We start from the raw sequence: 23,647 nt of genomic DNA, 5'->3' as shown, positions 1-23,647 counted from the left end.
CACCGCCACGCCCGGCGGTTTTCGTTTTTTAAAAGTCTTTCGCTCGATGGTTAATCGTCTTGGAATCCCTTTTCGACGTCCCCTCTTCCATGGAAAGGGAATCACCGGAAGTCAAATGGATAAAGACATCTTCTAAATTGGAAGCCCGCAGGGAGACGGAACTGCCTTTCCCGTCCTGCTGAAGGTCCTGAATAAACAGGGACCCCGCTTCTCGAGTCGGGAAGAAGTGACTTCGCCGCAAGCCCCCATCGTCCGTTTCCACGACAAAAGGACCGACTTTGGTTTTTAACTCTTCCGGTGTGCCTAACTCCACCAGTTTTCCTTTATTCATCAGAGCGACTCGGTTACACAAGGCTTCCGCTTCCTCAAGGTAGTGTGTAGTCAGTAAAATGGTCTGCCCACCCGTATTCAATTTACGAACCAAGTCCCACATGCGCCGGCGGGTCATCGGGTCGAGGCCGATCGTCGGCTCATCGAGCAGGAGGATTTGCGGTCGATGCATAAGCGCTCGCGCGATGAGGATGCGCCGCTTCATACCGCCGGAAAACTTGCGTACCGGTTCATTGGCCCGGTCGGGCATTTCTACGAATTCCAGCAGTTCTGTGATGCGAGATTTCCGTTCTTCCGGACGAAGGCCGAAGAGCCGTCCATGCATGTCCAGGTTCTCCCGAGCCGTCAATTCACCGTCTAAATTAATGTGCTGGGGAACGAGGCCGATCTTTGATTTCAAAGCCATAGCGTTTCGGGTCATATCCTGGCCTCCAATAATAATGCGGCCAGAGGTTGCCCGGGCCAAGGTCATGAGCATGCGAATCGTGGTGGTCTTGCCGGCGCCATTCGGGCCGAGCAGACCGAAGAACTCCCCAGGGCGAATATGTAAGGAAAGGTTATCGACAACGGTACGGTTATCAAAGCGTTTGGTCAGTGATTCAAGGACGATCATGCTTCGAAACTCCTCATATAAGAAAGTAAGAAAAGAATTCCACTATTGTTACTGATTTTATCATAGAATCAGTTTCCGTAAAGGGACAGAAAAAAGAAATAAACCTATTGACACTGAGAATTAAAATCAATTAGAATAAAGCCATAACGCAAAAGAGAGTCATTTTCAACGGAGTCTTTTGCCGAACCAATATAAAGAACCAAGTAAATTTGCGTAGACAGAGGGAGGGAGCAGCATGACAACATGTCACGGCGCTCCAATCAAATTGGACATCGGCAAAGGGGAAAAGAAGCTGGTACTCGCCGGTAACCCGAACGTGGGGAAGTCGGTCTTCTTTAACCACTTGACAGGGATGTATGTAGACGTTTCGAACTACCCCGGCACGACTCTAGACATATCTCATGGCCGCTATAAAGATTGGGTAGTCATGGACACGCCGGGGATTTACGGACTTTCTTCCTTTAACGACGAAGAACGCATCGCCCGAGATGTAATCTTGCAAGCCGACAAAGTGCTGAACATCGTCAATGCGCTCCATTTGGAGCGGGACTTGTTCTTGACACGGCAGATCATCGATACAGGCGTACCGGTGGTGGTGGCTGTGAACATGGTCGATGAAGCGAAACGGCGGGGGATTCAAATCAACTTTGACCGTCTTCAAGAGGAACTGGGCGTACCGGTCATTCCTTCGGTAGCGGTCAAGGGAAAAGGCTTAAAAGAAGTGGAAGCTGCACTGCCTCAAGCCTGCATAGGCCGAGTCAATACTGAACTGGCGGCGGAGATCGATAAATTGTCTCAGGCCATAGCCAACCGGGGAGAGGCTCTGCTGGCTTTGGAAGGAGACGAAGGGATTCGGGCTGCTTACGGCATCTCTCAGAAAGATAAACGGGAAGAGATTTACTTAAATCGGCGGGAATGTGTCAACGAAATCTTTCAAGCTGTCGTCACGGAAACGACCCAAGGGGCTAACTTCTCAACAAAGCTGGGCTATTGGATGGTTCGACCCATCACCGGCATTCCCATCTTGGCGGCTGTCCTGTACTTCATGTACCAATTGATCGGGGTGTGGGTCGCTGGCGACGTGGTCGGATTTACAGAAGAGACCATCTTCCAGGGATACTATGAACCTTTTGTCCGAGGCATACTGACCGGTTTCATCGCACCCGACTCCATCGTTGGGCAAATCCTCTACGGAGAATTTGGACTGGTCACGATGACGGTGACTTACGTGTTGGGGCTCTTGCTGCCCCTGGTAGTGGCTTTTTATTTCTTCCTGTCCACACTGGAAGACTCGGGTTATCTGCCACGGGTGGCCGCGCTGACTGATCGGGTGCTTAACTATGTCGGATTAAACGGAAGAGCTATCATCCCGCTGATCCTTGGTTTTGGCTGCGTCACCTTGGCCACGATTACGACTCGGCTGCTCGCTTCAGAACGGGAAAAACGCATCGCTATCTTCCTCCTCGGTTTGACCATCCCCTGTTCGGCTCAGTTGGGCGTCATTACAGGCATATTGGCCTCGATTGAACCTGGTTTTGTGCTCATGTATGTGCTCATCATCTTGTCCATTCTCATCGCTGTCGGTATGATCATGGACCGAGTCATTCCCGGACGGTCTTCCGATCTGTTGATTGAACTGCCGCCGATTCGCTTGCCTCGCCTTACTAACGTGTTGAAAAAAACGGGTATTAAATCCTTTGCCTTTGTCAAAGAAGCCTTCCCCCTGTTCGCATTAGGTTCACTCCTCATCAGTGTTCTTCAGGTCTCAGGCGCTCTAGATGTGCTTCAAGAGGCCCTTGCACCTCTGACAGTAGGCTGGTTGGGCCTTCCGAAGGAATCGGCTAATGTCTTTATTATGGGATTGGTACGGCGCGACTTCGGAGCCGCTGGTCTGGCCGACATGACCTTGGCCCCTTATCAAGCCGTAGTTGCTTTAGCCACGATCACCCTCTTTGTGCCTTGTGTCGCTTCGGTCTTAGTCATCTTCAAAGAACGCTCAAAAAAAGAAGCCCTGGTTATGTGGTTTTCTACCTGGGTGATCGCCTTCTTGGTGGGCGGTGTAGTCGCCCAGCTTTATGCCCGCCTTGAGCAAGTCTATCTTACGGTGGCCGCATTTACCGGTTTGATGGCTTTATTGGTAGGCGCATCGATGCTCTTTTCTCGTCGTAAAGCCGATGTGACCGCCCAATCGGCTCCCTGCTGTCACTCTGAACAATAATATCGTGGTTTCAGGATAAGGGGGTCCTTGGATTGGGATGGTTCAACAAAAAACAAAAAACTCCGGAATACTGCGGCGTTCCCGGAATTCATTTCAATGAGTGTCCCGACTGCGGGCTAGATGTGAAAGCCTGGTTCAGCGGTAAAGGGGGAGAGGCGATCCCTGATCGCTGCCCTCGATGCAATGCCTTGTTGCGGCCCCCGATGGGCTGCGGAGGCTGTGGCAACTGCGGGAGTTGTTCGAAATAGCTTGCACAAACTGAGGTCTTACGGGAGGGGTTACCATGACATTAGCAAACTCGGTAAAAGGACAAACCGTCTGTATCGCAGCCATTAAGCATCCCATGGTCCGTGCCCAGGCGATCCGCTTTGGCATCTCGGAAGGGGAGACCGTAATGATCCAGGAAATCATCCCGGCAGGCCCCGTGATCGTACGGAAAAAGCACCAGGAGTTGGCCATCGGACGAAAGATGGCCGAAGACATCCAAATAACCCTCGTCAGCTAAAAGAATAATAAGAGGCCGATCCGGTAAAAAAGGATCGGTCTTTTCGTTATTTGGAGAAGGAGAAATGAAATCCACATGGAAACTATTAGTAGAAAACCTTTGAATAAGGACGTGAATAGGAAACAGGGGTCCATAAATCAGTCCGATGCAAAAGTGAATTTTATCGATAGATAAATCGGAAGATTTGAAAAAAGACCAAAAAATAGAGTTGTCAAATGGCACTGAAAGGTAGCAAATTAAAAAGCCAGCACCTTTCGCGCTGGCTTTTATCGCCCCTGATGTAACATACCATCCCGGTTGTCAGTCCAGATTCATCTCGATAGATAACTTTTTCAGACGCCAAAGCGTATCTAGAAAAATCCGAATGGGGCCCTTTACAGTTAGGTTTTTCGACAGGTAAATTGTGATCCCCTCCTGTCGATGCTCCAGATATTTAGTGGTGGCACCGCGAGGAATCCCGATGTCGACAATCGGAATCACTTTGGCCACCGCTTTGGTCAGGTTAGGACCGGCTACGCCGATGTGGACAATGCCGCCACGTTCCACGATATACTCTTTCGCATCGGGATCAATAGAGAAGAGTAGGTCGATTTGTTCAGTGATCATCATAAACCTCCTGGAATTAGGAGTAATTACATAAAGATTGTACCAGTAAGAGGATGAGGGTTCAAGCATAAAAACGCCATCGGTGGGAGAAAGATGTAACAAGCTCACAGATAAAATCTTCATCGACAAGAATTTTTCCAATGATATAATAAGAATTGTTAAAGAGAGCCAAGATAATTACATTGTCCGAAAGGAGAAGACCAATGGAAGCTTATCTGGTAATGGCAATCATAGCTGCAGGGATCGGTTATTTTATCTTCAAGGGAAGACTCTCTGAAAAAATTCTCGATTCTCCAGGACCGGGCGGTACTCGGATTCCCGAGGAACTCGTCAACGGAGAATTTGGCGAAGATCCTTTGACTGCACTGATGCTGATGAATTTATTGAAGGCTGGTTATATCGACCGGTTCAAGGTTCAAAACTATCGCCAACTCTCTGCAGAAGAGTTGACCCTTCAAATGGTTAACGATGGAATCATGACGCAAGAACAAGCAGACCAATTTGCAGCACAACAACGGGAAATCATGGTGCGCCTGTCGACTTGCCAAAGCGTAGGCTAATCAGTACACTTATAAGCAGGAATACATAGAAAACCGGGTAGGCCCGGTTTTCTCTATTTTTTGCGTGTTAGGGGTGAACCGGGGCGTGTTTTCCGGTAAAAAACTGACCTATTTGAAACTGTTGATAACAGCTGGCCGCTACCAGGCTGCCATCAACAGCTTATTGCCGGAAGAAGATCCGGAAGAGGGGAAACTGGTCTTAGCCCTATGTTCACTATCCGGTGATTATCAAACTTTTTATGATGTGGCAGAACGGTGGGACAAGTTTTTCGAGGAAAACCATGACCCACTATGGTTGTTGCTCCGCTGTCATGGGGACATCGGTTATAAGGGTCTTCACCCCCGGTCGATGCCAATCTTCTTGGCTGCTGCCGCGGCGATACCGGAAGACCCTTTTGCCGTCTGGGCCGCTGCTGTAGCCTGCTCAGACCGGAATCGGTTAGACGAGGAAGCTATGAATCTTTATGAACAGGCTTTACGGATCGACGAAATCAGACTGGTCCAATACGATCCGTTGCCCCTGCTGGAACAAGACCCTGTCTTCACATCTTTCCCGAAAATCTGCACCCAATTGAGGCAGCTTTTAGGGAAAGACCTCTGGGAGGCGAACCGGTTTCCACCTCAGCAGGAACTCTACCGTACTTGGGAGGAGCGGCTGGTGACAGGGCGCCTGCGCAAGGACGAGCCTGATCTCGAAGATGTACGATGGCTGAAAGATTACTTGGAACAGACGCTAGCCAGGTACGCGACCGTCACCGACGAAGTCGTCCGCATTTACCGCTATCTTTCCAATTGGTTGTTAAAACATCAGCGAACCGATCAAGGCGCCTTGGCTTTTCTCGAGGAGTCGACCCGGTATCTGGTTCTTCGGGATAAAATTCGTGCGGAAGAGCATCTCGGGAAAAGCTACTACGACCGGCAGTTTTGGGATAAAGCCGTATATTGGCTGCAGCGTGTTACATTACGACAAAAGGGTCAATTGGAATGGCAGCTACTATACGCACAAGCCTTGTCGGCGTGGCAACATGAACAGCCTTCCAACTTAGAGTACCGCAAGGTCCGCCATGATGCCCGGGCTGCCTGGAATAAAGTGCTCCAAGTAGAACCGTTCCAAGGAGAAGCGTTATTGGAGTTAGGCGAGATGGCCGAGGAAGACGGTCGGTTCAAGGAAGCCAGGGAATTTTATCGCCAAGTCTTAGCTGCCGTAGATAGTATGAACGGAAAGAACGATGCAGCCTGGAGCTTGCAGGGGCGGGCCATGGTTCGATGGGGATTGTTATGTTTTCGCGGCGGAGAAATGGATCAAGCAGGCCAACTGCTGACGAAGGCGGCGGCCACACTCGTACCGGACAATGAAGAAAACCGAATCCATCTTGCCAGGGCTTTGTTTTATTTGGGTGAACTCTTCCGTCGGCAGGAAGACCTCTTTCAAGCCGATCAGTTTCAGCGGCAGGCCTTAACCTGGGATCCGGCTGTCGGAGGATATCTGCGAGGGGAATGGGAGCAGTTGCTGAAACTCGGCCAAGGGGGATTCGCCGAAGTCTGGCAGGTCCGCCATCGCAAGAGCGGTCAGATGGGTGCCATGAAAGTCCTCAAACCTAATTGTCTCAATTCCGAAAAAGGACGCAAACGGTTTAAAAACGAAGCTGCCTTGACGATGGCCTTCGGCGGCGCTCACAACCTTATTCAGGGGTACCCCGAAAGTGTTGATTTTAGCCGTTTCACCTTTGTGATGGAACTGCTCGACGGTTCCTTAAAAGACCGCATCTATCAATATGACCATCAAGGAAACATCGTTCGGCGATCTCCTCTGCCCGAAGCAGAAGTCCTTCGGGTTTTGAGCGCTGTCGGTGAAGCACTGATCTACTTACACGGATTCGGTCGTGAATTTATCCATCGCGATATCAAACCTGACAATATCCTTGTGGACCGGGATCTGGAACGGATACGCCTCGCTGATCTAGGTACACTGCGTGTGCCGAAACAATTGCTGCAAAATAAGGTCACCTTTGAACGCGGGGAGATTAGCCCAAAAGAGGCACGATGGGCTACTGATTACACCTTAATTGAAACCTTTGGCAATCTGGGTACGCCCACTTATACGGCACCTGAGGTGCTTAAGAGCCCCAAAGGATGGGCCAACAGCCGGCTGGATCAACGGGCCGATATTTTTTCCCTCGGCGTCACCCTTTACGAAATCGCCACCGGTTATCTGCCCTTTACGACGGGTCATGACAGTGAAGAGAACATTCAAGCGCTCATGGATCGTGTCATTGAAACTAATTTTATCGACCCTGCCGAGTTGGAATTGGATCCGGAGCGTCCTGGAGATCTTTCCCGTCTGCGCGATCTTCACGGTTCTGGACGGGTGGCTCTTCCGCCGAGAGCGCTCAACCGGGAAATCTCTGAAAAAATGGAGGCAGCCATATTACGGTGCCTCGAAAAAGATCCCAACCGCCGTTATCCTTCAATCAGGCAGCTGCTCACCGATTTGGAACTATTCTAAGTCCTGCAGCTCTTCCAAACTTTCGATGTTGCTTCGGTAAAAGCAGACACGGGCAGCAATGCTGAAGACGATGACGGCGATTAAAAAGAGCGCTTGTTCAGAGAAGACAGTAATCATATCAGTCCAACCGTCGTACCAGGAAGGGCCATTGACTGGTGATATAGCCGATTGGGCGATATGCTCAGGTGTCATTAGTGGCTGTAGTATACTAAAGGAGCTCAAAAGGGCCAGAAAGAGGCTGAAAAACCCTAGAGCGCGGTACAGGTTGCGTCGGCTTATCGGCATGAACTTTTCCTCCTTATGCTTTTGGCATAAGTATGTAACAGATGTCTGCCAAATATCCTTACGCAACAGACTGCAAATTGCTAAAGTAAGGTTGCTAAAGTAACCCTCTGAACCGATGATGATTTTTAAAAGAAAAAATAGCTCGTTTTTTTTCGTTGAATGAACCATCCGATGGTAAGGACCATACCGGCAAAGAAAACTCCGACGACTCTACCGCCGAGCAGGAATGGAGAGATGAGAAAATTACCGCTCAGTTCGTTCAACAGGGGATCCTTGCATAACATCTCTCCGGCTGTCCAACCGAGGATGGCTGAGCCGGCATAGGGAAGCCAGGGCCAGCGGAGCATCAGCAATAATAGCAGTCGACTGCCATAGACAACGAGGGGAATGCTGACGATCAACCCGAACCAGAGCAAGCCTGGTCTTCCATGTGCTGTACCAGCTAAGGCGATGACGTTATCCAAAGACATGACGGCGTCAGCGACGATAATCGTTCGAACGGCTTGCCAGAGACGCGTTGGCGCTTCCACTTTTTCATGGGGGTCACCCGGAATGATCAGCTTGACAGCTATCCAGCCGAGAAAAAGTGCCCCGAGGGCTTGCAAGAGCGGTACTTTTAACAGGAAAATCGTCATACTGCCCAGGATGAGCCGTAAGGAGACAGCCCCTGCTGTTCCCCAGATAATCCCTTTACGTTGCTGGTTCGCCGGAAGGTTCCGGCAGGCGAGGGCGATGAGAATAGCATTATCTCCGCTTAATATAAGATCGATAAAGATGATCGTCGCCACAGCCAACCAAAAAGACGGAGTCAATAGGTCCGAAGGTTGAATGCCGCTCAATTCATACAAAAAATCCAAAGCTTGAACCTCCTTTGGTTTTTTATATGAACGGGACTTGGCTGACCATTCAATGAAAAGGCGATTCGATTTGAGTATTTTTTCAGAGTGGGAAAAAGATTTTCATGTTGTGGGTTTTTTATGGTCTTAACCTTTGTAAATGTGACTTAAGTCCCAATTTAAACAGGTCTAACGTCTGAAGCGAGAAGCAAAAACTTACATTATACTTAAATTGCCTTCTTTTCAAATATCCATCTGCCTACCCTGGAGTCATGCTCCAGGGTCTTTTTTTGTCTTCGGAGATCGACGAAACCTAGGCTCCCGATCTGTTATAAGGCAGGGTGAAAAAAAATCTGGCGCCGGGACCGGCATTGTTCGAAGCACCGACCTGACCGCCATGACTTTCTACAATAGCCTTGACGATAGCCAACCCCAAACCGGTACCAGGGATTTTTCGGCTGCGCGATTTCTCGCCACGGTAAAACCGTTCCCAGACCCGGGCAATATCTTCTTCAGCCAGACCAGAGCCCCTATCGCTGACGATAAACCGGAGAGAAGATAATCCTTGTTCCACCTCCAAGGTGACTTGTCCGCCTGTGGGCGTATAGCGCAGCGCATTGTCAACGAGATTGATCAGGGCTTGGGTCAAGCGATCACCGTTTCCCATGACCATCGGTAGATGCTCGGGTGTATGAACGATCAGTTGAACAGACTTTTCTTCCGCAAGGGTCTTCATTTTGCGCAGGACTCGACGGGTCAGCTCTTCTGGATCCAAAGGTTCCAAATCTACAGGCATATAACCGGACTCCAACTGGGCTAATTGGAGCAGGTCCTGAACGAGACGCTGCATCCGTTCCGACTCTTCCAAAATGATTGCAGCCATCTCCCGTCGCTCCTCTGGAGTCTTTGGCATATCGTCTCGGAGAGCTTCCGCATATCCTTGGACCAGAAAAAGGGGAGTGCGCAGGTCATGAGAGACGTTTGCCGCGAGATCTTGCATGCTTTGCATCCCGCGAGCTAACTGGATATTTTTTGATTCCAACTCGGCCAAGCTTTTAGAGAGCTCTGATGACAAGGTATTCAAGGTCTGGCCGAGACGGCCGATTTCATCATCCGATTCAAGAGGGATCTTTTGTTCGAAATCACCTTGGCGCATTTTTTCGGCTGCGCCATGGAGAATTGTCAAAGGGCGGGCCACTTTTTTGGAAAGCAAATAAGCTGCCAAGGTGGATAAGAGCAGCGCCAGGGCACTAGCCCCGAAAACCCATGAGCGGATATGGCTGACCGTTTCATCCAGTGGTTCTAAAGCAGCAAAAACATAGAGGACCCTCAACACTTGCCCATCTTGTCGGGCCGGTACGGCTACCATGAGCGAGGGTATATTTAGGATTGACATATTCCCTTGCCGGGTGATGATTTCTCCTTGTTTCAGTTGCGTCAGTTCGGAGGAAGAAAGATCAACCTTCGCCGTTGATGAAGCATTACCATTTCCTGCCCACCAGGGGCCTTGTCCCATCATCGGACCCATTCGAGGACCGAGACCGTTCCCCCCACGGGGGCCCATTCCGTTTCCGCTGGGACCGCGGCCCCAGCGACCTGTGGTATTCTCATTGGTGGCATCGTCTGCACATTGGGGGTTACCGGAGCGACTCAATACCTCTGTAATATTACCGTCGCTGTCACCGAAGGCTGCCATGGCTGCTGATTCGCTGGTGAGGGATAAGGCCAACCGCCTTGCTGTGGCCGTATCCTCTTCCACTGCGATTAGACTCGCCTTATTCACCAGATCATCTATCTCGCGCTGCATGTAGAAGTCACTAAACATGGTGGAGAAAAACCAGCCCACCGGAAGCAAAAGGGCCAGAGAAAAACCGACGAGGGTCAGCCAGATTTTAAGTACGATGCTCCGGCCCCCAATCATGGTTCCACCTCAAATTTATAGCCTAGACCACGGACGGTGCTCACATAAGCGGCTACTTGGGGAGAAAGGCGCGATAACTTGTCTCGGAGCCGGCGCACATGGGTATCGACAGTCCGGCTGTCACCGCCATAGTCATACCCCCAGACTCGGTCGAGCAGAAGATCTCTAGTGAGGACACGGCCGGCATTTTGAACTAGGAAGAGCAATAGATCGTATTCCAAGGGTGTAAGGGAGAGGCTGTGACCCTCTACAACCACTTTTCGACCCTCCGGGTAGAGGATAAGTCCAGGGAATTGAAGAGCGGCCTCTGAGGGGCGCAGAGAGGCTATTGCCCCATTTCCTGCTGCGCCTGTTCCCCGTCGGCGAAGCAGGGCCTTTACCCGCAGAACAATTTCCCGGGGACTGAAAGGTTTAACGACATAATCGTCAGCCCCCAGTTCAAAGCCAAGAACCCGGTCCGATTCCTCGCCTCGAGCGGTCAGCATCAAGATGGGAAGGTCTGATCTTTCCCGGATCTTGCGGCATGTTGTCCAGCCGTCCAGTCCCGGCATCATCAAATCGAGAATCACCAGATCGACCGGTTGCTCCTTCAAAAGTTCCAAAGCCGGTTGACCCTCTTCCGCTTCGATGACGACAAGACCTTCCTGTTCCAAAAACAAACGGAGCATCCGCCGGATTTTGGCTTCATCTTCTACGATGAGAATCGTCGCTTCAGAGTTCATGTCTGAGAAGCTCATCTCCAAACACACCCCCCTGTATCTCCATTGTAACGGAAATGATAGAGTTGTTAAATGTTACCCCTATTTACATAACATAAAGAAATTATAGAACTATTTCATATTCTTGATACATTCTTGGAGAAAGTATTATAATTTTCTTTGTAAAACAACTGAAAGGAGATACATCACATGAAAAGGCCTCCCCAATGGATCAAAAGATTTGTTCTCTTCATGACTTTTTTCACGTTGTTACCATTACCTGCCGCATGGGCCGATATCGGGTCACCTTATCCGGGAATCAACTACTGGCCGGTACCGCAAATCGCAAAATCAGCCGGTCCGGCTGTAGTTTCTATAGCCAATCTGGAGAGCGATTTTTGGTCAGACCAATTGGTTGAGAGCTCTTCCGGCTCCGGAGTGATCATCGACGCACAGAATGGCTATATCGTTACGAACAACCATGTGGTAGAAGGGGCGAAGGCGCTGCAAGTCGGTTTGGCCGATGGGCGGACGACCCAAGGCCGGATCATCGGGCGAGATCCTCGCACAGACCTGGCTGTTGTAAAGATAGACTCGGAAGGTCTCACGTCGGCTCCCTTGGGAGATTCAGACGCCGTCGAAGTGGGAGAACTGGTAGTGGCCATTGGCAACCCACTAGGGAAAGAATTCGCCCGGACCGTTACCCATGGGATCATCAGCGCTACCGACCGGACATTAGATGTTGGTGAGACTCGCTTAAAGGTGCTCCAGACGGATGCGGCCATCAACCCCGGTAATTCAGGCGGAGGCCTCTTCAATATGCGCGGTGAACTCATCGGCATCAACAGCGCGAAAATTGCCTCATCCGGCGTCGAAGGCATGGGTTTTGCCATTCCCATCAATGTGGCGAAACCGATTGTTCAGCAATTGATTGAACAAGGTCACGTGGCCCGTCCGTGGTTGGGTGTATCCGGTCTGATCGTGACTGAAGCAGCTGCCAATTATTATGATCTTCCTCGTGGATTTTACATAAAGCAGGTCGTGGCCAATAGTCCCGCCGCCAAATGCGGTTTGCAACGTGGCGATATCATCACAAAAGTGGATGATAACGACATCACCACTATGCAGCAGTTTACGAATGTCATTAATAATCACGCCGTCGGTGATACCATGAATTTGACGGTCTACCGGAATGGGGAGACGGTCAGTTATCAGGCGACGTTAGAGCAATCGCCTTACACAAATTAATCTAAACTATGATTTCTCAAAAATGCCCGGCCTCTTTGCCCGGGCATTTTTCTTTTTTGCCACCGTTGAACTGCAAGGGCATTGAAGGAAGCGGAAGGCCAGTTTCCGCTATTCTAGCTGCAACAGATGACAAGCAAGTGACAAATGGGTGACAGTTTTGTTACAATGACCGACTTTCCGAAGAAAGTTGCCCTCCATTTGGTAGAAACACCGTAAGTGGCCATTGTATAATCTTTATTTAAGGTGCGTAGAGATTGTAATATTATTCACAAAGCCATAAAATAGAACTAAGAGGAAATGGATGCTATGTGAGGTGTATATATATGGTGGGTCGTTTGATGCTCACTTTGCTTTCCGGTGCCGCAGCGTACACGTACGCCGAAAAAAAGTACCAGGAAGTGACGGAACGGAAGATTGCCGAGGGGCTGAATAAACTGCGTCCCGTCGTCAACGCGCTCTATGAATCGGAAACGAAACGTATCGGAGTAAACTACTCTTCGGCAACGCAATAAACCTATGAGAAAAAACCCTTCACCCAGCCCAATCAAGGCTGTTTGGTGAAGGGTTTTTTTGTAAACGGGTTTAATTATCCTTCTTTGTTTTCTTCTTGATCGGCACTTCCTGATGATTCTGCCGGAACCTCGGCAACCGTTTCTACAGTTGCTTCAGAAGCAGGTTCTTCGACTGCAACTACAGAAGGGGTTTCGTTGCTTTCGGAGACGACTTCCGTTACTGCAGCTTGCTCGGTGCCTTCCGCTACTTGGCTTTGTTCAACTTCAGATGTCGCTTGTTCTTCTTTTTTGTCAAGCCCTAATGCCGCTTTGATGTTTTCGAGTTCGAGGAGTTCCGGTCTTTGCGTAACAACCATTCCAGCGCCCGCAATGATTAACAGTAAGATAATGCCCAACAGGGAGATGGTCATGGGGCTGTATTGTTCTGCATTGATGGCAATATGGTTTGTTTCACCGGCTTTGAGATCCCAGGTCAAAGATTTACCATTGTTTGAAGCACTGGTGGCGTTGCTGCTCATGGCGGCTACGGGGAGATCGACGGTGAGCTTCAGTTTCACTTGCTTCATCGCCGCTTGGACGAAGGGATTGAGTTTTTCATTAGCCACAAAGTTCAGGTCTGAGAGGTCGATATCGGTGTTCAGTTTGTATGTAGTCTTTAAGAAAGACTTTTGCAGCGTAAACCCTTCACCGATTTTGCCAAGGAATACGTCATTGGATGTTTCTTTGGCGATGTTCTTGACTTTTTTGGAAGCTTCAAAACCGATGTAACCTTCTTGCTCCAAGGGATTGACTGTAAAACCGGAGCTTTCGGCCCCTTGTTTTAAGTCACTGAGGGGATCGGACTCGTTCTGGGTGATCAAAGATTTGTCGACCAGGACTGCATACTTGAGGTCACCACTGCCATCGGGGTTCACTTTGACTTGGATGTCGGTCTGGGCACATCCGACCAGGACTGAGGCACAGAGGACGATCATGAGGATTGCCAATAAGGCCCGTTTCATTGTCCCGCGCACACTGAAACCCTCCTTTGAATATTTGTCTCTGAATATATACTCCAAAATTAAGAAAAAATGAGTGTTTTCTTGAAAAAATGTTATTAACAGGAAAGGTATTGCTCGTACCCATGCTGGATTTGGAAAGAAGGGTCTTTCTCATCGCCTTGTCATGATATACTAGAAAAAACTGGACGAGGAGGTCTTCGCCATGGGTCTAGCCGATGTGGACTTGACGGCCCGAATACCCGAGCGGGAATATCAACAAAAACTGCTTAAACTCCAGTTGGAATTACTCGAATACCAGTTCCAGATGATCGAGGAGAAAGTCCCCATTATCCTCCTTTTTGAAGGATGGGACGCTGCCGGCAAAGGCGGGGTCATTCGTCGTATAACTGAACAGTTTGACCCGCGTACATACCATGTGCACCCCATCGGCGCTCCCAGTCCTGACGAAATGCGCCATCATTATCTGCGTCGTTTCTGGCTGCGCTTGCCTCGAGCCGGTGAGATGGGTATATTTGATCGAAGTTGGTATGGTCGTGTACTGGTCGAGCGGGTAGAGAAACTCTGTCCGAAGGAAGCCTGGAAACGAGCTTACGGTGAAATCAACGATTTCGAAAAAATGCTTGTCAATGATGGTACGCTGCTCATAAAATTCTTCTTGCACATTACTAAGGAGGAGCAGTTGCGAAGATTCAAAGACCGCGAATCCAATCCCTATAAACGCTGGAAGATTACCAAGGAAGACTGGCGTAACCGGGAGAGATGGGACGACTACAAAGTGGCTATCGAAGAGATGCTGGAAAAGACCCATAAAGACTATGCGCCTTGGTACTTGATTTCGGGCGAACAAAAAAAATGGGCCCGTATTCAGGTGTTGGAAATTATTTTGGAGCATTATAAGCGTATTTTCAAACAGGGAAAGGGATGCATACCGACTGGCTGCCTAACCTAAAAAGAAAAGCCCTGCCCAACCTATAGCAGGTAGAGCAGGGGAAAAATATCGCTTCTGGTAAAGATAACGTATGAATTTTTCTGTCATACCTCTGAAAATGGCGGGAACTGAGAAATGAGGTCGTGATTCCATAATGACAAAAAAAGAAGTGGTCCTTTATACCGATGGTGCCTGCAGCGGAAATCCCGGGCCCGGTGGGTACGGCGTTGTGTTAATCTACGGCGAACATCGGAAAGAGATGTCCGGCGGTTATCAGGACACCACGAACAACCGGATGGAAATGTTAGCGGCCATTCGCGGACTGGAAGCGTTGAAAGAACCTTGCCGAGTGACCTTGTACAGCGATTCGCGCTACCTCGTTGATGCTGTTAAACAAGGCTGGGCACGGCGGTGGAAAGCGAACAACTGGATGCGCAACAAAAAAGATCCGGCACTCAATGTGGATTTATGGAAAAAACTGCTGGATTTGCTCGATAAGCATGACGTTGACTTTCAGTGGGTGAAAGGCCATGCAGGCCACCCGGAAAATGAGCGCTGTGACGTTTTGGCTACATCAGCGGCCGCGAAAGGCGATCTTCCGCCAGATATACGGGGTTAAAGCCTGGTGGTGGGTACACTATACCTGAGAACGATTCAGGGAGTGAGCCTTATGCGCCAGAGCGTCTTCTATATGGCTGGTGTGCTCGTCTATCTCTTGTTGCTCTACGGGGGAATGAATTTAATGCTTTGGTGGCTCATGGCCGACATATAGAACCCTTGACATGGAAAGGGAAGCCAGTAAATCATAGGCTTCCCTTTTTCCATGTTTGGTTATGTTCAGCTTACGGCTGTGGGTTGTAGAAAACTCCGGAACCAATGAGTAGCGCAAAGACGATAGACATATAAAATGCTAAAGCAGCCCCCATTTTCCAGGGCGTTTCCGTACGGAACCCTGGTATCTTGCGAAGAAGAGATTCCTTTTCCGGTTGTGAGGAAACCTGGATATTCTTTTGCTTGGCCATACCTGTATCCTCCCTATATGTAGTCGTGATTTTTTCCTTAGAAGCTGTCCAATGTTCTATCAAGAGAATACCATAATTGTGCTTGAGCGGGGTAGGGATGAGTAAGATCAAAAATAGATGATGTTTATCAAAAAAAGTCAAGGGATGTGATCCGGTGGGGAAAGTGAAGAAAATCAAATCAGGAAATCTTTTGCCTGATCGGATGGATGATGTAAGTCTTCCTATGGAGAATGCGCGGCGACTAAATTTAAATACCCTTAACGTCCCGCTGCGAGTTGATGTGCCTAATCCCCAGTCGGCAGAAATGATGCTGCATCGGCAGGCTTTTGCATGGGCTGCGGAGGCCATGGTACAGATCCGGCAGGCCGGTCTGGATGCTTTTTTAGAGCCTTTTCCTTGGGTGCAGCAAGGCGGGCTGGCTGAAACCGCTTGGAAACCAACAGACGTAACAGAGTGGTTCCAAAGGTGGGGCACCATTTGCCTGCAAGCGGCCAAGTTCGCCCAAGAAGAGCGCATCGGCACTCTCGTGATCTCCGATGGCATCGTCCATCTTGAACCATATCCCGACCAATGGATCCAGTTGATCAAAGAGATTCGCCGAATTTATGACGGCAAAATCACATACCGGACTCAGTGGTGGTACACATCTTTAATCAATCCCCTGGACCGCAAATTTCAAAAGAAACTGGAAAATCCGCTTTTTGGTCAGGTGGATTTCATTTCCATATCGGCCTATTTTGAATTGACCAACTCTCCGGAACCGACGGAAAAAGATCTGATTCGAGCTTGGCACCGTTCAACACGCTACATGCGCCGGCAGCCGATTGTCGATCAGATCGTTCAGATCCATCAACGTTGGAAGAAGATGATTTTTTTTGGTGAATTAGGTTACGTAGACTTTGTAGGCACCAATTGTATGCCCTGGAGCGTGAATCCTTCCGACGAAGCAAGCCCACAAGAGCAACGGGATTGTTTTTCCGCTTTTTATAAAGTTTTTTGGCACCAACCGTGGTTTTTAGGGGCATCGGTGTTTCAAGTGCATATGCCTGAGTCGGCCTATTACCCTGTTGGAAAACCGGCCGAAGAAGTGATCCGCAATATACCTTGGGAAATGTCCGGAAGCCCTTTACAGACCCGATGGCGGGACTTTTTACACCGATTGTAGTCTTCGTAGTAATATGTTTTAAAGTGTAATAGGCGAATCAGGGGAGGGGCTGACATTGTGGGGACTTTTGAAAAAATATAAAGCGCTGCTCCTTTTAATTTTGCTCATGCTTTTGCCGCTGGCAGCGACCTCCTTAGGTTTCGATTTCAAAGGGGCAGTCGACTGGATGCGTGCGCAGGGCTCCCGGGCCTTTTTATTTACGATCCCCGCACATATCCTGCTGAGTATATCCCCGATGAGTTCTGATCCCGTAGCGATAACCAACGGCTTCATATACGGTTTAACCCTTGGTTCCGTTGCGAATTGGATAGGCTCTTTAGGCGGTTCCATCGTTGGTTACTGGCTTATCTACTGGGGGACCGAAGAAGTGAGTTTGCCTGAGTATCTCGATAAGCTGCCCCGCTGGATTCGGAACATCCCCGTTGCTTCTCCGTTGTTTCTTATCGGTGTCCGTCTGATCCCATTTGTCGGCGGCGACATCGTAAAATATATGGCTCCTGTATACCGAGTTCCTTTTTACCGGTTTCTTTGGTGTTCAGCCATCGCCATCATTCCCTGGGCCATACTCCTAGCCGCCGTGGGTAGCGGAATGTCAGTTTTAATCGAAGAGTGGTTATAAATGTTTGCACTGCTGTGGCGATGAATGGTAAATTAATATCGGAACTTGCGAAGAAAACTATTCAATCGTTTTAAATGATAGGACGATTGCAATGAATAGCAAAATCATAAGACACAACGTTGTCTCTAGGAGTGGAAATACGTGAAAATCACCATCGCCCAGTTGGATCCCATCGTTGGAGATATCGACGGAAACTATGCGAAAGTGCTAGCGGCCTGGGACCAAGCGAGCCAGGAAGGATCAGACCTGGTCGTTCTCCCAGAACTGTTTCTCACTGGATATCCGCCGAAAGATTTGCTTGAGTTTCCCTGGTTTATCGAACGTGTCGAAGAAGCAGTGACGAAGCTGATCCGTCAATCCGTTGAATATCCTGCTACAGCGATTCTGCTTGGTGCTCCTCTTCCTTCCGGCTTATCTGCAGGTAAAGGTTTACACAATGCGGCCTTACTGATCTATCGCGGAGAGATTCTGCAGCGGCAAGCTAAATCGCTCTTACCCACCTATGACGTCTTTGATGAAGATCGCTATTTTGATGGAGCAGAGGAAGTAAAGGTCGTTTCCTTCAAAGGGGAACAACTAGGTATCTCTGTTTGTGAAGACGCCTGGAACGATGCTTCCTTCTGGCCCCAGAAGCGGTTTTATGATCGTGACCCTATCGAAGAACTGGTCAAGCAAGGTGCTACGATTCTCCTGAACATATCGGCATCGCCATTTACCATGGGAAAAGAAGAGATCCGCTACCAGATCATTCGGAATCATGCCGGCAAACATGGAGTGCCGATGATTTATGTAAACCAAGTTGGCGGCAATGATGAATTAGTATTTGACGGCCGCAGTATGGCCATCGATCGTCTGGGCCGGCCGCTGACGATCTGTCCCTCTTTCCGGGAACATCATGAGACTATTGATACGACTTCCTTAGGGACCGAGGGCCTCTTTGCCGCCGAGGAGCCAGTGTCCACCGTCTATGAGGCGCTTGTTTTGGGGATTCGGGACTACCTGTCCAAGTGCGGCTTTAAAAAGGCTGTCCTCGGTCTCTCCGGGGGGATTGACTCTGCTGTCACCTATTGCCTCGCCGCGGCTGCCTTGGGCACGGAGAACATTCTGGGAATCTCTATGCCGTCACCGTACTCCTCTTTTGGCAGTGTGGAAGATTCTCGCATTTTGGCAGAAAATCTACAAGCGCCTTTTCGGGTTATCCCGATATCTGACATTTATCACTCTTATCTTTTCACGCTATCCAAACAATTTGGTCAAACGAAACCGGATCTGACCGAGGAAAACCTGCAGGCCCGGATTCGGGGCAATATCTTGATGGCTTTCTCCAATAAATACGGTTATCTCCTGTTGTCTACGGGTAACAAAAGCGAACTGGCTACAGGCTATTGCACCCTCTATGGCGATATGAGCGGAGGGTTGAGCGTGCTCGCTGACGTGCCCAAAACACTAGTCTACCAATTGGCCGACTATATCAACCGGGAGCGGGAAATCATTCCTCAAGCCATCATCGATAAAGCACCCTCGGCAGAACTGCGGCCGAATCAGAAGGACCAAGATACACTGCCGCCTTATCCGGTACTCGATAAAATTCTCTACTATTACATCGAAGAAGGGTTATCGGCGGAACAAATCATCAAGCAGGGCTTTGAACCGGAAACCGTCCAATGGGTGATTCGAACAGTGAACCGGAATGAATATAAACGGCGCCAGGCGGCGCCAGGATTGAAGGTTACCTCCAAAGCTTTTGGCATCGGCCGCAGGATGCCCATGGCCGCGAAATATTAGATCAGACCTACCTGTACCCCTCGACAGTGAAGATGAAGCAGCAAAGGAGAGGTAACGATCATGATCACACGCAAATTGGGCCGGCTCGGCTGGCCCGTCTCTTTTATTGGCTTTGGCGGCATCGCTGTACAACGTCTTACGGAAGAAGAGGCCGCTGTTGTCGTACGAGCAGCACTGGATTCTGGGGTAAACTTCATCGATTCAGCCAGGGGCTACACCGATAGTGAAGTAAAAATCGGCAAAGGCTTAAAGGGTTTTCCCCGGGACAAGGTCTATCTCGCTTCGAAAACAATGGACCGGACGGCAGTAGGTTTTTTGGCGGATATCGCCAAAAGCCGGTCGAATTTTGGTGTCGAAACGATCGATCTCTATCAACTCCATAACGTAAAAGATGAACAGAGCCTGGCTCAGGTCCTTGGACCGGGAGGAGCCATGGAAGGGGCCGAAGAAGCCATCAAGCGGGGATGGATTCGATCGGTGGGGATCACCGGCCACGTCACCGCTATTTTAGAAAAGGCGATTGCGACGGGCCGCTTTTCCACGTGCCAGTTTCCCTTTAATGCTTTGGAAACGAGGGTGCTCGATCGTTTGCTGCCTGCTTGTGTCGAGCAGGATTTGGGCATCATTGTAATGAAACCCTTAGCCGGCGGTGCTTTTGGACCGGAACGGGCCGAAAAAGCGTTGCGCTTTTTCCTGGAGTATCCTGTGTCCGTCGTCATCCCCGGTATGGATTCGCTGGCCCAGGTGGAGGAGAATTGCCGCGTCGGCCGGGAAGAACGCTTGTTGACGGCGGCGGAAAAAGAAGAACTGCAAACATCCCTTCAGGAACTGGGCGAACAGTTTTGCCGACGCTGCGAATACTGCATGCCTTGTCCGAGCAAGATAAACATTCCTCTCGCTTTTTTACTCGACGGGTATTGGAGCCGGTACAATCTGCAGGGCTGGGCTGTCGAACGGTACATGGCTATGCCCGTGCGAGCCGATGCTTGCATCGAATGCGGCGTCTGTGAATCCCGTTGCCCTTATGACCTGCCGATCCGGGAAATGTTGAAAGAAGCCCATGTGCACATGGAAGATCCCGGCCTCTTGCAGGATAAATAAGAACAAGCATCGAATAGATTGATCTAGTAATGACATTTGGGAAAGGTGGTTGATATTCCATGTTCAAATGCGGTGTTTGCGGTTACATCCATGAAGGGGAAAATGCTCCGGAAAAGTGCCCCAAATGCGGAGCTCCTCAAGAAAAGTTCACTCAATTGTCAGAAGATGCCATGAATTTGATCGAACGGTCGCGGATTACCAATGACATTCATGTTCAATTGCTGAGTTTGCTGGAAAACGTCCAGTTCTTAGCTGAAGAGGGACGGGAAGAGGATTTGGACCCTGGCTGCAATAAGCTCTTTGACGGCCTGCGCACATTGGCTGTCGAGTACCGCCAGTCCATCAAGGCCGAATTGCAAGGCCACATCGGCAAAGGTAAATGGGGCTGATCCCAAATATAGTTAAATCGCACCCCTCGGTGAACTATCGTCGCCGAGGGGTGTTTTTTTACATATTCTCCGGTTGTCGAGGCAAGCTATTGCATGAGGTGAGACTTGTGAGCCATAAAAAAGAGAACGACCATCTTCGGACTCATCGCCAGATCAGCCGGTTGAAATGGGAAACCGCCAAAGAGATGGGTGTCAACAGTCCTTTAGACAACAGTGTGGAAGTGGGCGTTCGCCGGGACGGTTGTGAAACCAATCTGCGCGAGCAGATGGTTGAGTTTGCCGAAGCAGCCCTACAGGAAGAGGGAGACCGTAAGGCTCGCTTGAACTTGCAGGACAAAAAGGACTGAATTTGCTTTTATCCTAGCCGGGGATAACTATTTTTGCGTTAGGGGGTATTCTGCGATGGTCGATATTCAAGGATTTAGAGAACGTCTGGCCGCCCGGATTGAAGAAGGCAAGGACCATGGTATTTCAGACGAGGTGATGAGGGAGGGCATTGTAAACCTCGGAGATATTGCCATGCATTTCTTCAAAGCCGACCGACCGGAAGAAAAGTTGATGAAGGAATTATGGGAAATCAGTACGGAAGAAGAAAAAAAGACCTTGGCCAGCATTCTCCTGCGTTACGGGAAGCAAGCCCTTCACTAATCCCCGGTGGGTTTTTGCCTGCCGACGTTTTTCTAAAGGGAAACGAAAGCCGTCTCTAACCGGTTTAACGGGAAGAGACGGCTTTTTTATGGGCAATTGGTCAATAAAGACTAATGGGTGTGGGGCTTACCGGAGTGGTGCCCTGGACAGGAACAGGGGCTAGTCGGCCGAGTTTCCCCATCGGCTTCATTCGGATCATCTACAAATTCGACGCGATCCAGTGTGTCCTTCACTCGTGCTTTGATGGCGTCGAGGTACTGCCGGCGAACACGGGCCTGTTCCTCTTTCTCGGCTTCCGTAAGTCCTTCTGTACGGCTTTTACGGGAAAGATAATTGATGCGATCGATGAGCGACTTGTCGATGGACAAAGTATACGCCTCCCAGTTTTTACTGTGCTCTTTATCATAGCATGTCCCTGTTTTTTTTCAATCCAAGCTAATATAAAGGACAACCTTGCCATATTTATCAGGTATGGAGGTGGGTCGATGGTCAAAGCGATCTGTGAAGTCTGGATACGGTTTAAAAGGGTTCGACAATTGAAAATGCTAGAGGAAACGGAAAAGCGCAAAGCGGCGAAACGCTCAGCCAGTTTTGAGCCCTACTTTAATGGGACCTGGGATATTGTCAAGTAAAACGAGTCTACGAAAGTGTGTCAGAGGTGTGTAAAACTTTTCTTTATCTGAACATAACAGCATCGGTGGATTACTGTAGTTAGGAGGGGTGAAATGAAATCTACAGGAATTATTCGTAAAGTGGACGAACTGGGGCGTGTCGTGATCCCGATTGAACTGCGTCGGGTCTTAGGAATCGATGAGAGAGACCCATTGGAAATATACGTTGACGAAGAAAAAATCATCTTCAAGAAATATCATATGGCCTGTATCTTGTGTGGAAATTCAAGTCATGTCGAAAGCTATCGCGGAAAGAACATCTGCCGTGAGTGCGTCCTGACGATGACCCAGCATACGGGGTGAGAACTTCCTGAAAAATCTGCTCGGAAAAGAAATAATCCTATCATAAAATACTGGAAAATTAATACATATTAATAAGTTCCTCCTCTATCATAAACCTGCCCTAATCAGGCAGGTCTTTTTTTGTAGAATTTAGGCTTTCTCGTCGTAGGGATGGGGATCCTTTTGCGAAAATAGGATTTTTTTGTCCCCTGAAACCTCGGTAGTGGTGGACCTTCTTTAGGGTAAATGATAGAACGAGCAAAAAAAGAAAAGAGTGGAGCAATTCCAAGTCTAACCGATTACTCCCTGTCCATGGTATCTTAAATTAAAAAATAGGAGATGAAGAGGTGTATCGCAAAGAGCTTTTCTACATGATTCTAGAAGGCGATGACACCATAGACGACGGGCTTCAAAAGATGAACGCCGAACTTACCCAAGGTGATGTGAAAAAAGTGGTTTTTCATCGGGTCAAAAATATGGGCAAGAAACGTTATGCCGTAGAAGCTATTCATGAAATCGCGGAAAAACCCGACGACAAGGCTTATGTAATGGGCATCCAAGAAGGATACAGTTACTTCTCTAGTACCAGCAATGTCGTTTATACAGCATATATCTAAACAAAAACGGCACCGGCACTGGCGACAGTAACCGGGCCGTTTTTTATCGGATTAAAGTTTAATGAGTCCGATTATTCGTCCCCTTCGAACGATAGTTCCAATTCTTTCCGTTGTTGTTGTCCCAGTTATTGGCCGAATCTTTAAAGCAGAAGAAAAGATCCTCTTGCTCCATGTTTATGGTACATTGCCAACCTTCACTCGTCTTTTCCATCCGATGGTCATAGACCTTCTGCCAATTGCCGCCATAACCGGCATGAAGATAAATCGTCTGGGCACCCGCTTGAGCCAAGAGGCCGTTGTAGACAATCGTTACATCGCGACCGTCATCCAAGAGGGGACGGATCTTGATGCCATGGCTTCTGGAACTGGTCATCGCAGGGGTGAAAGCTTGAGTCTGGTTCCCAAAAGCATATTGTTTCATCGCTATCAACCTCCTCTTTTACGCTGAGACGGTCTTAGTATGGGTTACAGCCATGAGGAATACAAACAAAAACGGCGAAATACATGGTAAAAGTCTTGGATGAAGAGGAAATCATAAGCCCTATCAGGATCTTCTTTCTCAAATTTTAAGGATGTGGTAA

General features: G+C 49.1%; 29 protein-coding genes. 19 read left to right on the top strand and 10 right to left on the bottom strand.

Going from position 1 to position 23,647, the window contains the following annotated elements; translation table 11 throughout:
* Window positions 1–28 precede the first annotated feature (28 nt).
* On the bottom strand, window positions 29–943 hold the full coding sequence (locus GJ688_RS03930; protein WP_155475210.1) for an ABC transporter ATP-binding protein: 915 nt from the start codon (window positions 941–943) through the stop codon (window positions 29–31).
* A 235-nt stretch (window positions 944–1,178) separates the two neighbouring features.
* On the opposite strand from GJ688_RS03930, the gene feoB reads away from it, so the two are divergent.
* Genes feoB through GJ688_RS03915 form a run of 3 tightly spaced genes read left to right on the top strand, consistent with a single transcriptional unit; the run spans window position 1,179 to window position 3,666 of the window.
* Window positions 1,179–3,161 (top strand): ferrous iron transport protein B, encoded by a 1,983-nt coding sequence (gene feoB, locus GJ688_RS03925; RefSeq protein WP_155475209.1) that lies wholly within the window; start codon window positions 1,179–1,181, stop codon window positions 3,159–3,161.
* 32 nt (window positions 3,162–3,193) lie between these two features.
* Window positions 3,194–3,409 (top strand): hypothetical protein, encoded by a 216-nt coding sequence (locus tag GJ688_RS03920; protein WP_155475208.1) that lies wholly within the window; start codon window positions 3,194–3,196, stop codon window positions 3,407–3,409.
* A gap of 35 nt (window positions 3,410–3,444) precedes the next feature.
* Window positions 3,445–3,666 (top strand): FeoA family protein, encoded by a 222-nt coding sequence (locus tag GJ688_RS03915; protein ID WP_155475207.1) that lies wholly within the window; start codon window positions 3,445–3,447, stop codon window positions 3,664–3,666.
* Between the two features lie 300 nt (window positions 3,667–3,966).
* On the opposite strand, the gene GJ688_RS03910 is transcribed toward GJ688_RS03915, so the two are convergent.
* Entirely contained in the window at window positions 3,967–4,272 is a 306-nt protein-coding gene (locus GJ688_RS03910) for a CC/Se motif family (seleno)protein (protein ID WP_155475206.1), read from the bottom strand.
* 203 nt (window positions 4,273–4,475) lie between these two features.
* On the opposite strand from GJ688_RS03910, the gene GJ688_RS03905 reads away from it, so the two are divergent.
* Entirely contained in the window at window positions 4,476–4,832 is a 357-nt protein-coding gene (locus GJ688_RS03905) for a hypothetical protein (protein WP_155475205.1), read from the top strand.
* Window positions 4,833–4,917: 85 nt separating this feature from the next.
* Window positions 4,918–7,338: a protein kinase domain-containing protein gene (locus tag GJ688_RS20505; RefSeq protein ID WP_155475204.1), complete on the top strand. Its 2,421-nt coding sequence runs from the start codon at window positions 4,918–4,920 to the stop codon at window positions 7,336–7,338.
* Here the strand turns inward: GJ688_RS20505 and GJ688_RS03895 are convergent.
* From GJ688_RS03895 to GJ688_RS03880, 4 genes are all read right to left on the bottom strand, one after another.
* Window positions 7,330–7,623, bottom strand: a complete 294-nt coding sequence (locus GJ688_RS03895; protein WP_155475203.1) for a hypothetical protein — start codon at window positions 7,621–7,623, stop codon at window positions 7,330–7,332. The genes GJ688_RS20505 and GJ688_RS03895 overlap by 9 nt on opposite strands.
* A gap of 125 nt (window positions 7,624–7,748) precedes the next feature.
* The gene (locus tag GJ688_RS03890) at window positions 7,749–8,480 is read right to left on the bottom strand and encodes a TerC family protein (protein WP_235910742.1); all 732 of its coding nucleotides are present in this window, start codon (window positions 8,478–8,480) and stop codon (window positions 7,749–7,751) included.
* A 292-nt stretch (window positions 8,481–8,772) separates the two neighbouring features.
* Window positions 8,773–10,380, bottom strand: coding sequence for a sensor histidine kinase (locus tag GJ688_RS03885; RefSeq protein WP_155475202.1), 1,608 nt, complete (start codon window positions 10,378–10,380; stop codon window positions 8,773–8,775).
* Window positions 10,377–11,117, bottom strand: a complete 741-nt coding sequence (locus GJ688_RS03880) for a response regulator transcription factor (RefSeq protein WP_407928932.1) — start codon at window positions 11,115–11,117, stop codon at window positions 10,377–10,379. The genes GJ688_RS03885 and GJ688_RS03880 overlap by 4 nt, the downstream gene beginning before the upstream one ends.
* A gap of 171 nt (window positions 11,118–11,288) precedes the next feature.
* Here GJ688_RS03880 and GJ688_RS03875 point away from each other — a divergent pair, with 171 nt between their 5' ends.
* Window positions 11,289–12,326, top strand: coding sequence for a S1C family serine protease (locus GJ688_RS03875; RefSeq protein WP_155475201.1), 1,038 nt, complete (start codon window positions 11,289–11,291; stop codon window positions 12,324–12,326).
* A 323-nt stretch (window positions 12,327–12,649) separates the two neighbouring features.
* Entirely contained in the window at window positions 12,650–12,838 is a 189-nt protein-coding gene (locus GJ688_RS03870) for a hypothetical protein (protein ID WP_155475200.1), read from the top strand.
* A 74-nt stretch (window positions 12,839–12,912) separates the two neighbouring features.
* On the opposite strand, the gene GJ688_RS03865 is transcribed toward GJ688_RS03870, so the two are convergent.
* Window positions 12,913–13,851, bottom strand: a complete 939-nt coding sequence (locus tag GJ688_RS03865) for a DUF3153 domain-containing protein (RefSeq protein ID WP_155475199.1) — start codon at window positions 13,849–13,851, stop codon at window positions 12,913–12,915.
* A 190-nt stretch (window positions 13,852–14,041) separates the two neighbouring features.
* Between GJ688_RS03865 and GJ688_RS03860 the strand changes: the two genes are divergently transcribed.
* Window positions 14,042–14,788, top strand: a complete 747-nt coding sequence (locus GJ688_RS03860) for a polyphosphate kinase 2 family protein (protein ID WP_155475198.1) — start codon at window positions 14,042–14,044, stop codon at window positions 14,786–14,788.
* A gap of 133 nt (window positions 14,789–14,921) precedes the next feature.
* Window positions 14,922–15,386: a ribonuclease HI gene (gene rnhA / locus GJ688_RS03855; RefSeq protein WP_155475197.1), complete on the top strand. Its 465-nt coding sequence runs from the start codon at window positions 14,922–14,924 to the stop codon at window positions 15,384–15,386.
* A 223-nt stretch (window positions 15,387–15,609) separates the two neighbouring features.
* Here rnhA and GJ688_RS03850 read toward each other — a convergent pair whose 3' ends face one another.
* Window positions 15,610–15,789 (bottom strand): hypothetical protein, encoded by a 180-nt coding sequence (locus GJ688_RS03850; RefSeq protein WP_155475196.1) that lies wholly within the window; start codon window positions 15,787–15,789, stop codon window positions 15,610–15,612.
* A gap of 154 nt (window positions 15,790–15,943) precedes the next feature.
* Between GJ688_RS03850 and GJ688_RS03845 the strand changes: the two genes are divergently transcribed.
* From GJ688_RS03845 to GJ688_RS03815, 7 genes are all read left to right on the top strand, one after another.
* Window positions 15,944–16,954 (top strand): glycoside hydrolase family 113, encoded by a 1,011-nt coding sequence (locus tag GJ688_RS03845; protein ID WP_155475195.1) that lies wholly within the window; start codon window positions 15,944–15,946, stop codon window positions 16,952–16,954.
* A 55-nt stretch (window positions 16,955–17,009) separates the two neighbouring features.
* Entirely contained in the window at window positions 17,010–17,573 is a 564-nt protein-coding gene (locus GJ688_RS03840; RefSeq protein WP_170291632.1) for a TVP38/TMEM64 family protein, read from the top strand.
* A 141-nt stretch (window positions 17,574–17,714) separates the two neighbouring features.
* Window positions 17,715–19,358, top strand: a complete 1,644-nt coding sequence (locus GJ688_RS03835; RefSeq protein ID WP_170291631.1) for an NAD+ synthase — start codon at window positions 17,715–17,717, stop codon at window positions 19,356–19,358.
* A 60-nt stretch (window positions 19,359–19,418) separates the two neighbouring features.
* Window positions 19,419–20,459: an aldo/keto reductase gene (locus GJ688_RS03830; protein ID WP_155475193.1), complete on the top strand. Its 1,041-nt coding sequence runs from the start codon at window positions 19,419–19,421 to the stop codon at window positions 20,457–20,459.
* Between the two features lie 59 nt (window positions 20,460–20,518).
* Entirely contained in the window at window positions 20,519–20,848 is a 330-nt protein-coding gene (locus tag GJ688_RS03825) for a rubredoxin-like domain-containing protein (protein WP_155475192.1), read from the top strand.
* Between the two features lie 107 nt (window positions 20,849–20,955).
* Window positions 20,956–21,195, top strand: coding sequence for a small acid-soluble spore protein (locus GJ688_RS03820; RefSeq protein ID WP_170291630.1), 240 nt, complete (start codon window positions 20,956–20,958; stop codon window positions 21,193–21,195).
* Window positions 21,196–21,250: 55 nt separating this feature from the next.
* On the top strand, window positions 21,251–21,496 hold the full coding sequence (locus GJ688_RS03815; RefSeq protein ID WP_155475191.1) for a DUF3243 family protein: 246 nt from the start codon (window positions 21,251–21,253) through the stop codon (window positions 21,494–21,496).
* Between the two features lie 110 nt (window positions 21,497–21,606).
* Here the strand turns inward: GJ688_RS03815 and GJ688_RS03810 are convergent, their stop codons facing one another.
* Complete coding sequence (locus GJ688_RS03810) at window positions 21,607–21,864, bottom strand: DUF896 domain-containing protein (protein ID WP_155475190.1); 258 nt, start codon at window positions 21,862–21,864, stop codon at window positions 21,607–21,609.
* 117 nt (window positions 21,865–21,981) lie between these two features.
* Between GJ688_RS03810 and GJ688_RS03805 the strand changes: the two genes are divergently transcribed.
* The 3 genes from GJ688_RS03805 (at window position 21,982) to GJ688_RS03795 (ending at window position 23,066) form a co-directional block, all read left to right on the top strand.
* The gene (locus GJ688_RS03805; protein WP_155475189.1) at window positions 21,982–22,128 is read left to right on the top strand and encodes a hypothetical protein; all 147 of its coding nucleotides are present in this window, start codon (window positions 21,982–21,984) and stop codon (window positions 22,126–22,128) included.
* A 93-nt stretch (window positions 22,129–22,221) separates the two neighbouring features.
* Window positions 22,222–22,470 (top strand): AbrB/MazE/SpoVT family DNA-binding domain-containing protein, encoded by a 249-nt coding sequence (locus GJ688_RS03800; RefSeq protein ID WP_155475188.1) that lies wholly within the window; start codon window positions 22,222–22,224, stop codon window positions 22,468–22,470.
* Between the two features lie 326 nt (window positions 22,471–22,796).
* Window positions 22,797–23,066: a hypothetical protein gene (locus tag GJ688_RS03795; RefSeq protein ID WP_155475187.1), complete on the top strand. Its 270-nt coding sequence runs from the start codon at window positions 22,797–22,799 to the stop codon at window positions 23,064–23,066.
* Window positions 23,067–23,124: 58 nt separating this feature from the next.
* On the opposite strand, the gene GJ688_RS03790 is transcribed toward GJ688_RS03795, so the two are convergent.
* Window positions 23,125–23,487 carry a carbohydrate-binding protein gene (locus GJ688_RS03790; protein ID WP_155475186.1) on the bottom strand — a complete coding sequence of 121 codons (363 nt, stop codon included), beginning with the start codon at window positions 23,485–23,487 and terminating at the stop codon, window positions 23,125–23,127.
* Window positions 23,488–23,647: the final 160 nt, after the last annotated feature.

The organism is Heliobacterium mobile, from assembly GCF_009720735.1.
GTDB lineage: Bacteria > Bacillota > Desulfitobacteriia > Heliobacteriales > Heliobacteriaceae > Heliobacterium > Heliobacterium mobile.
Note: the sequence above shows the minus strand (reverse complement) of the source record. Positions and strands in the feature narration are given on the sequence as shown.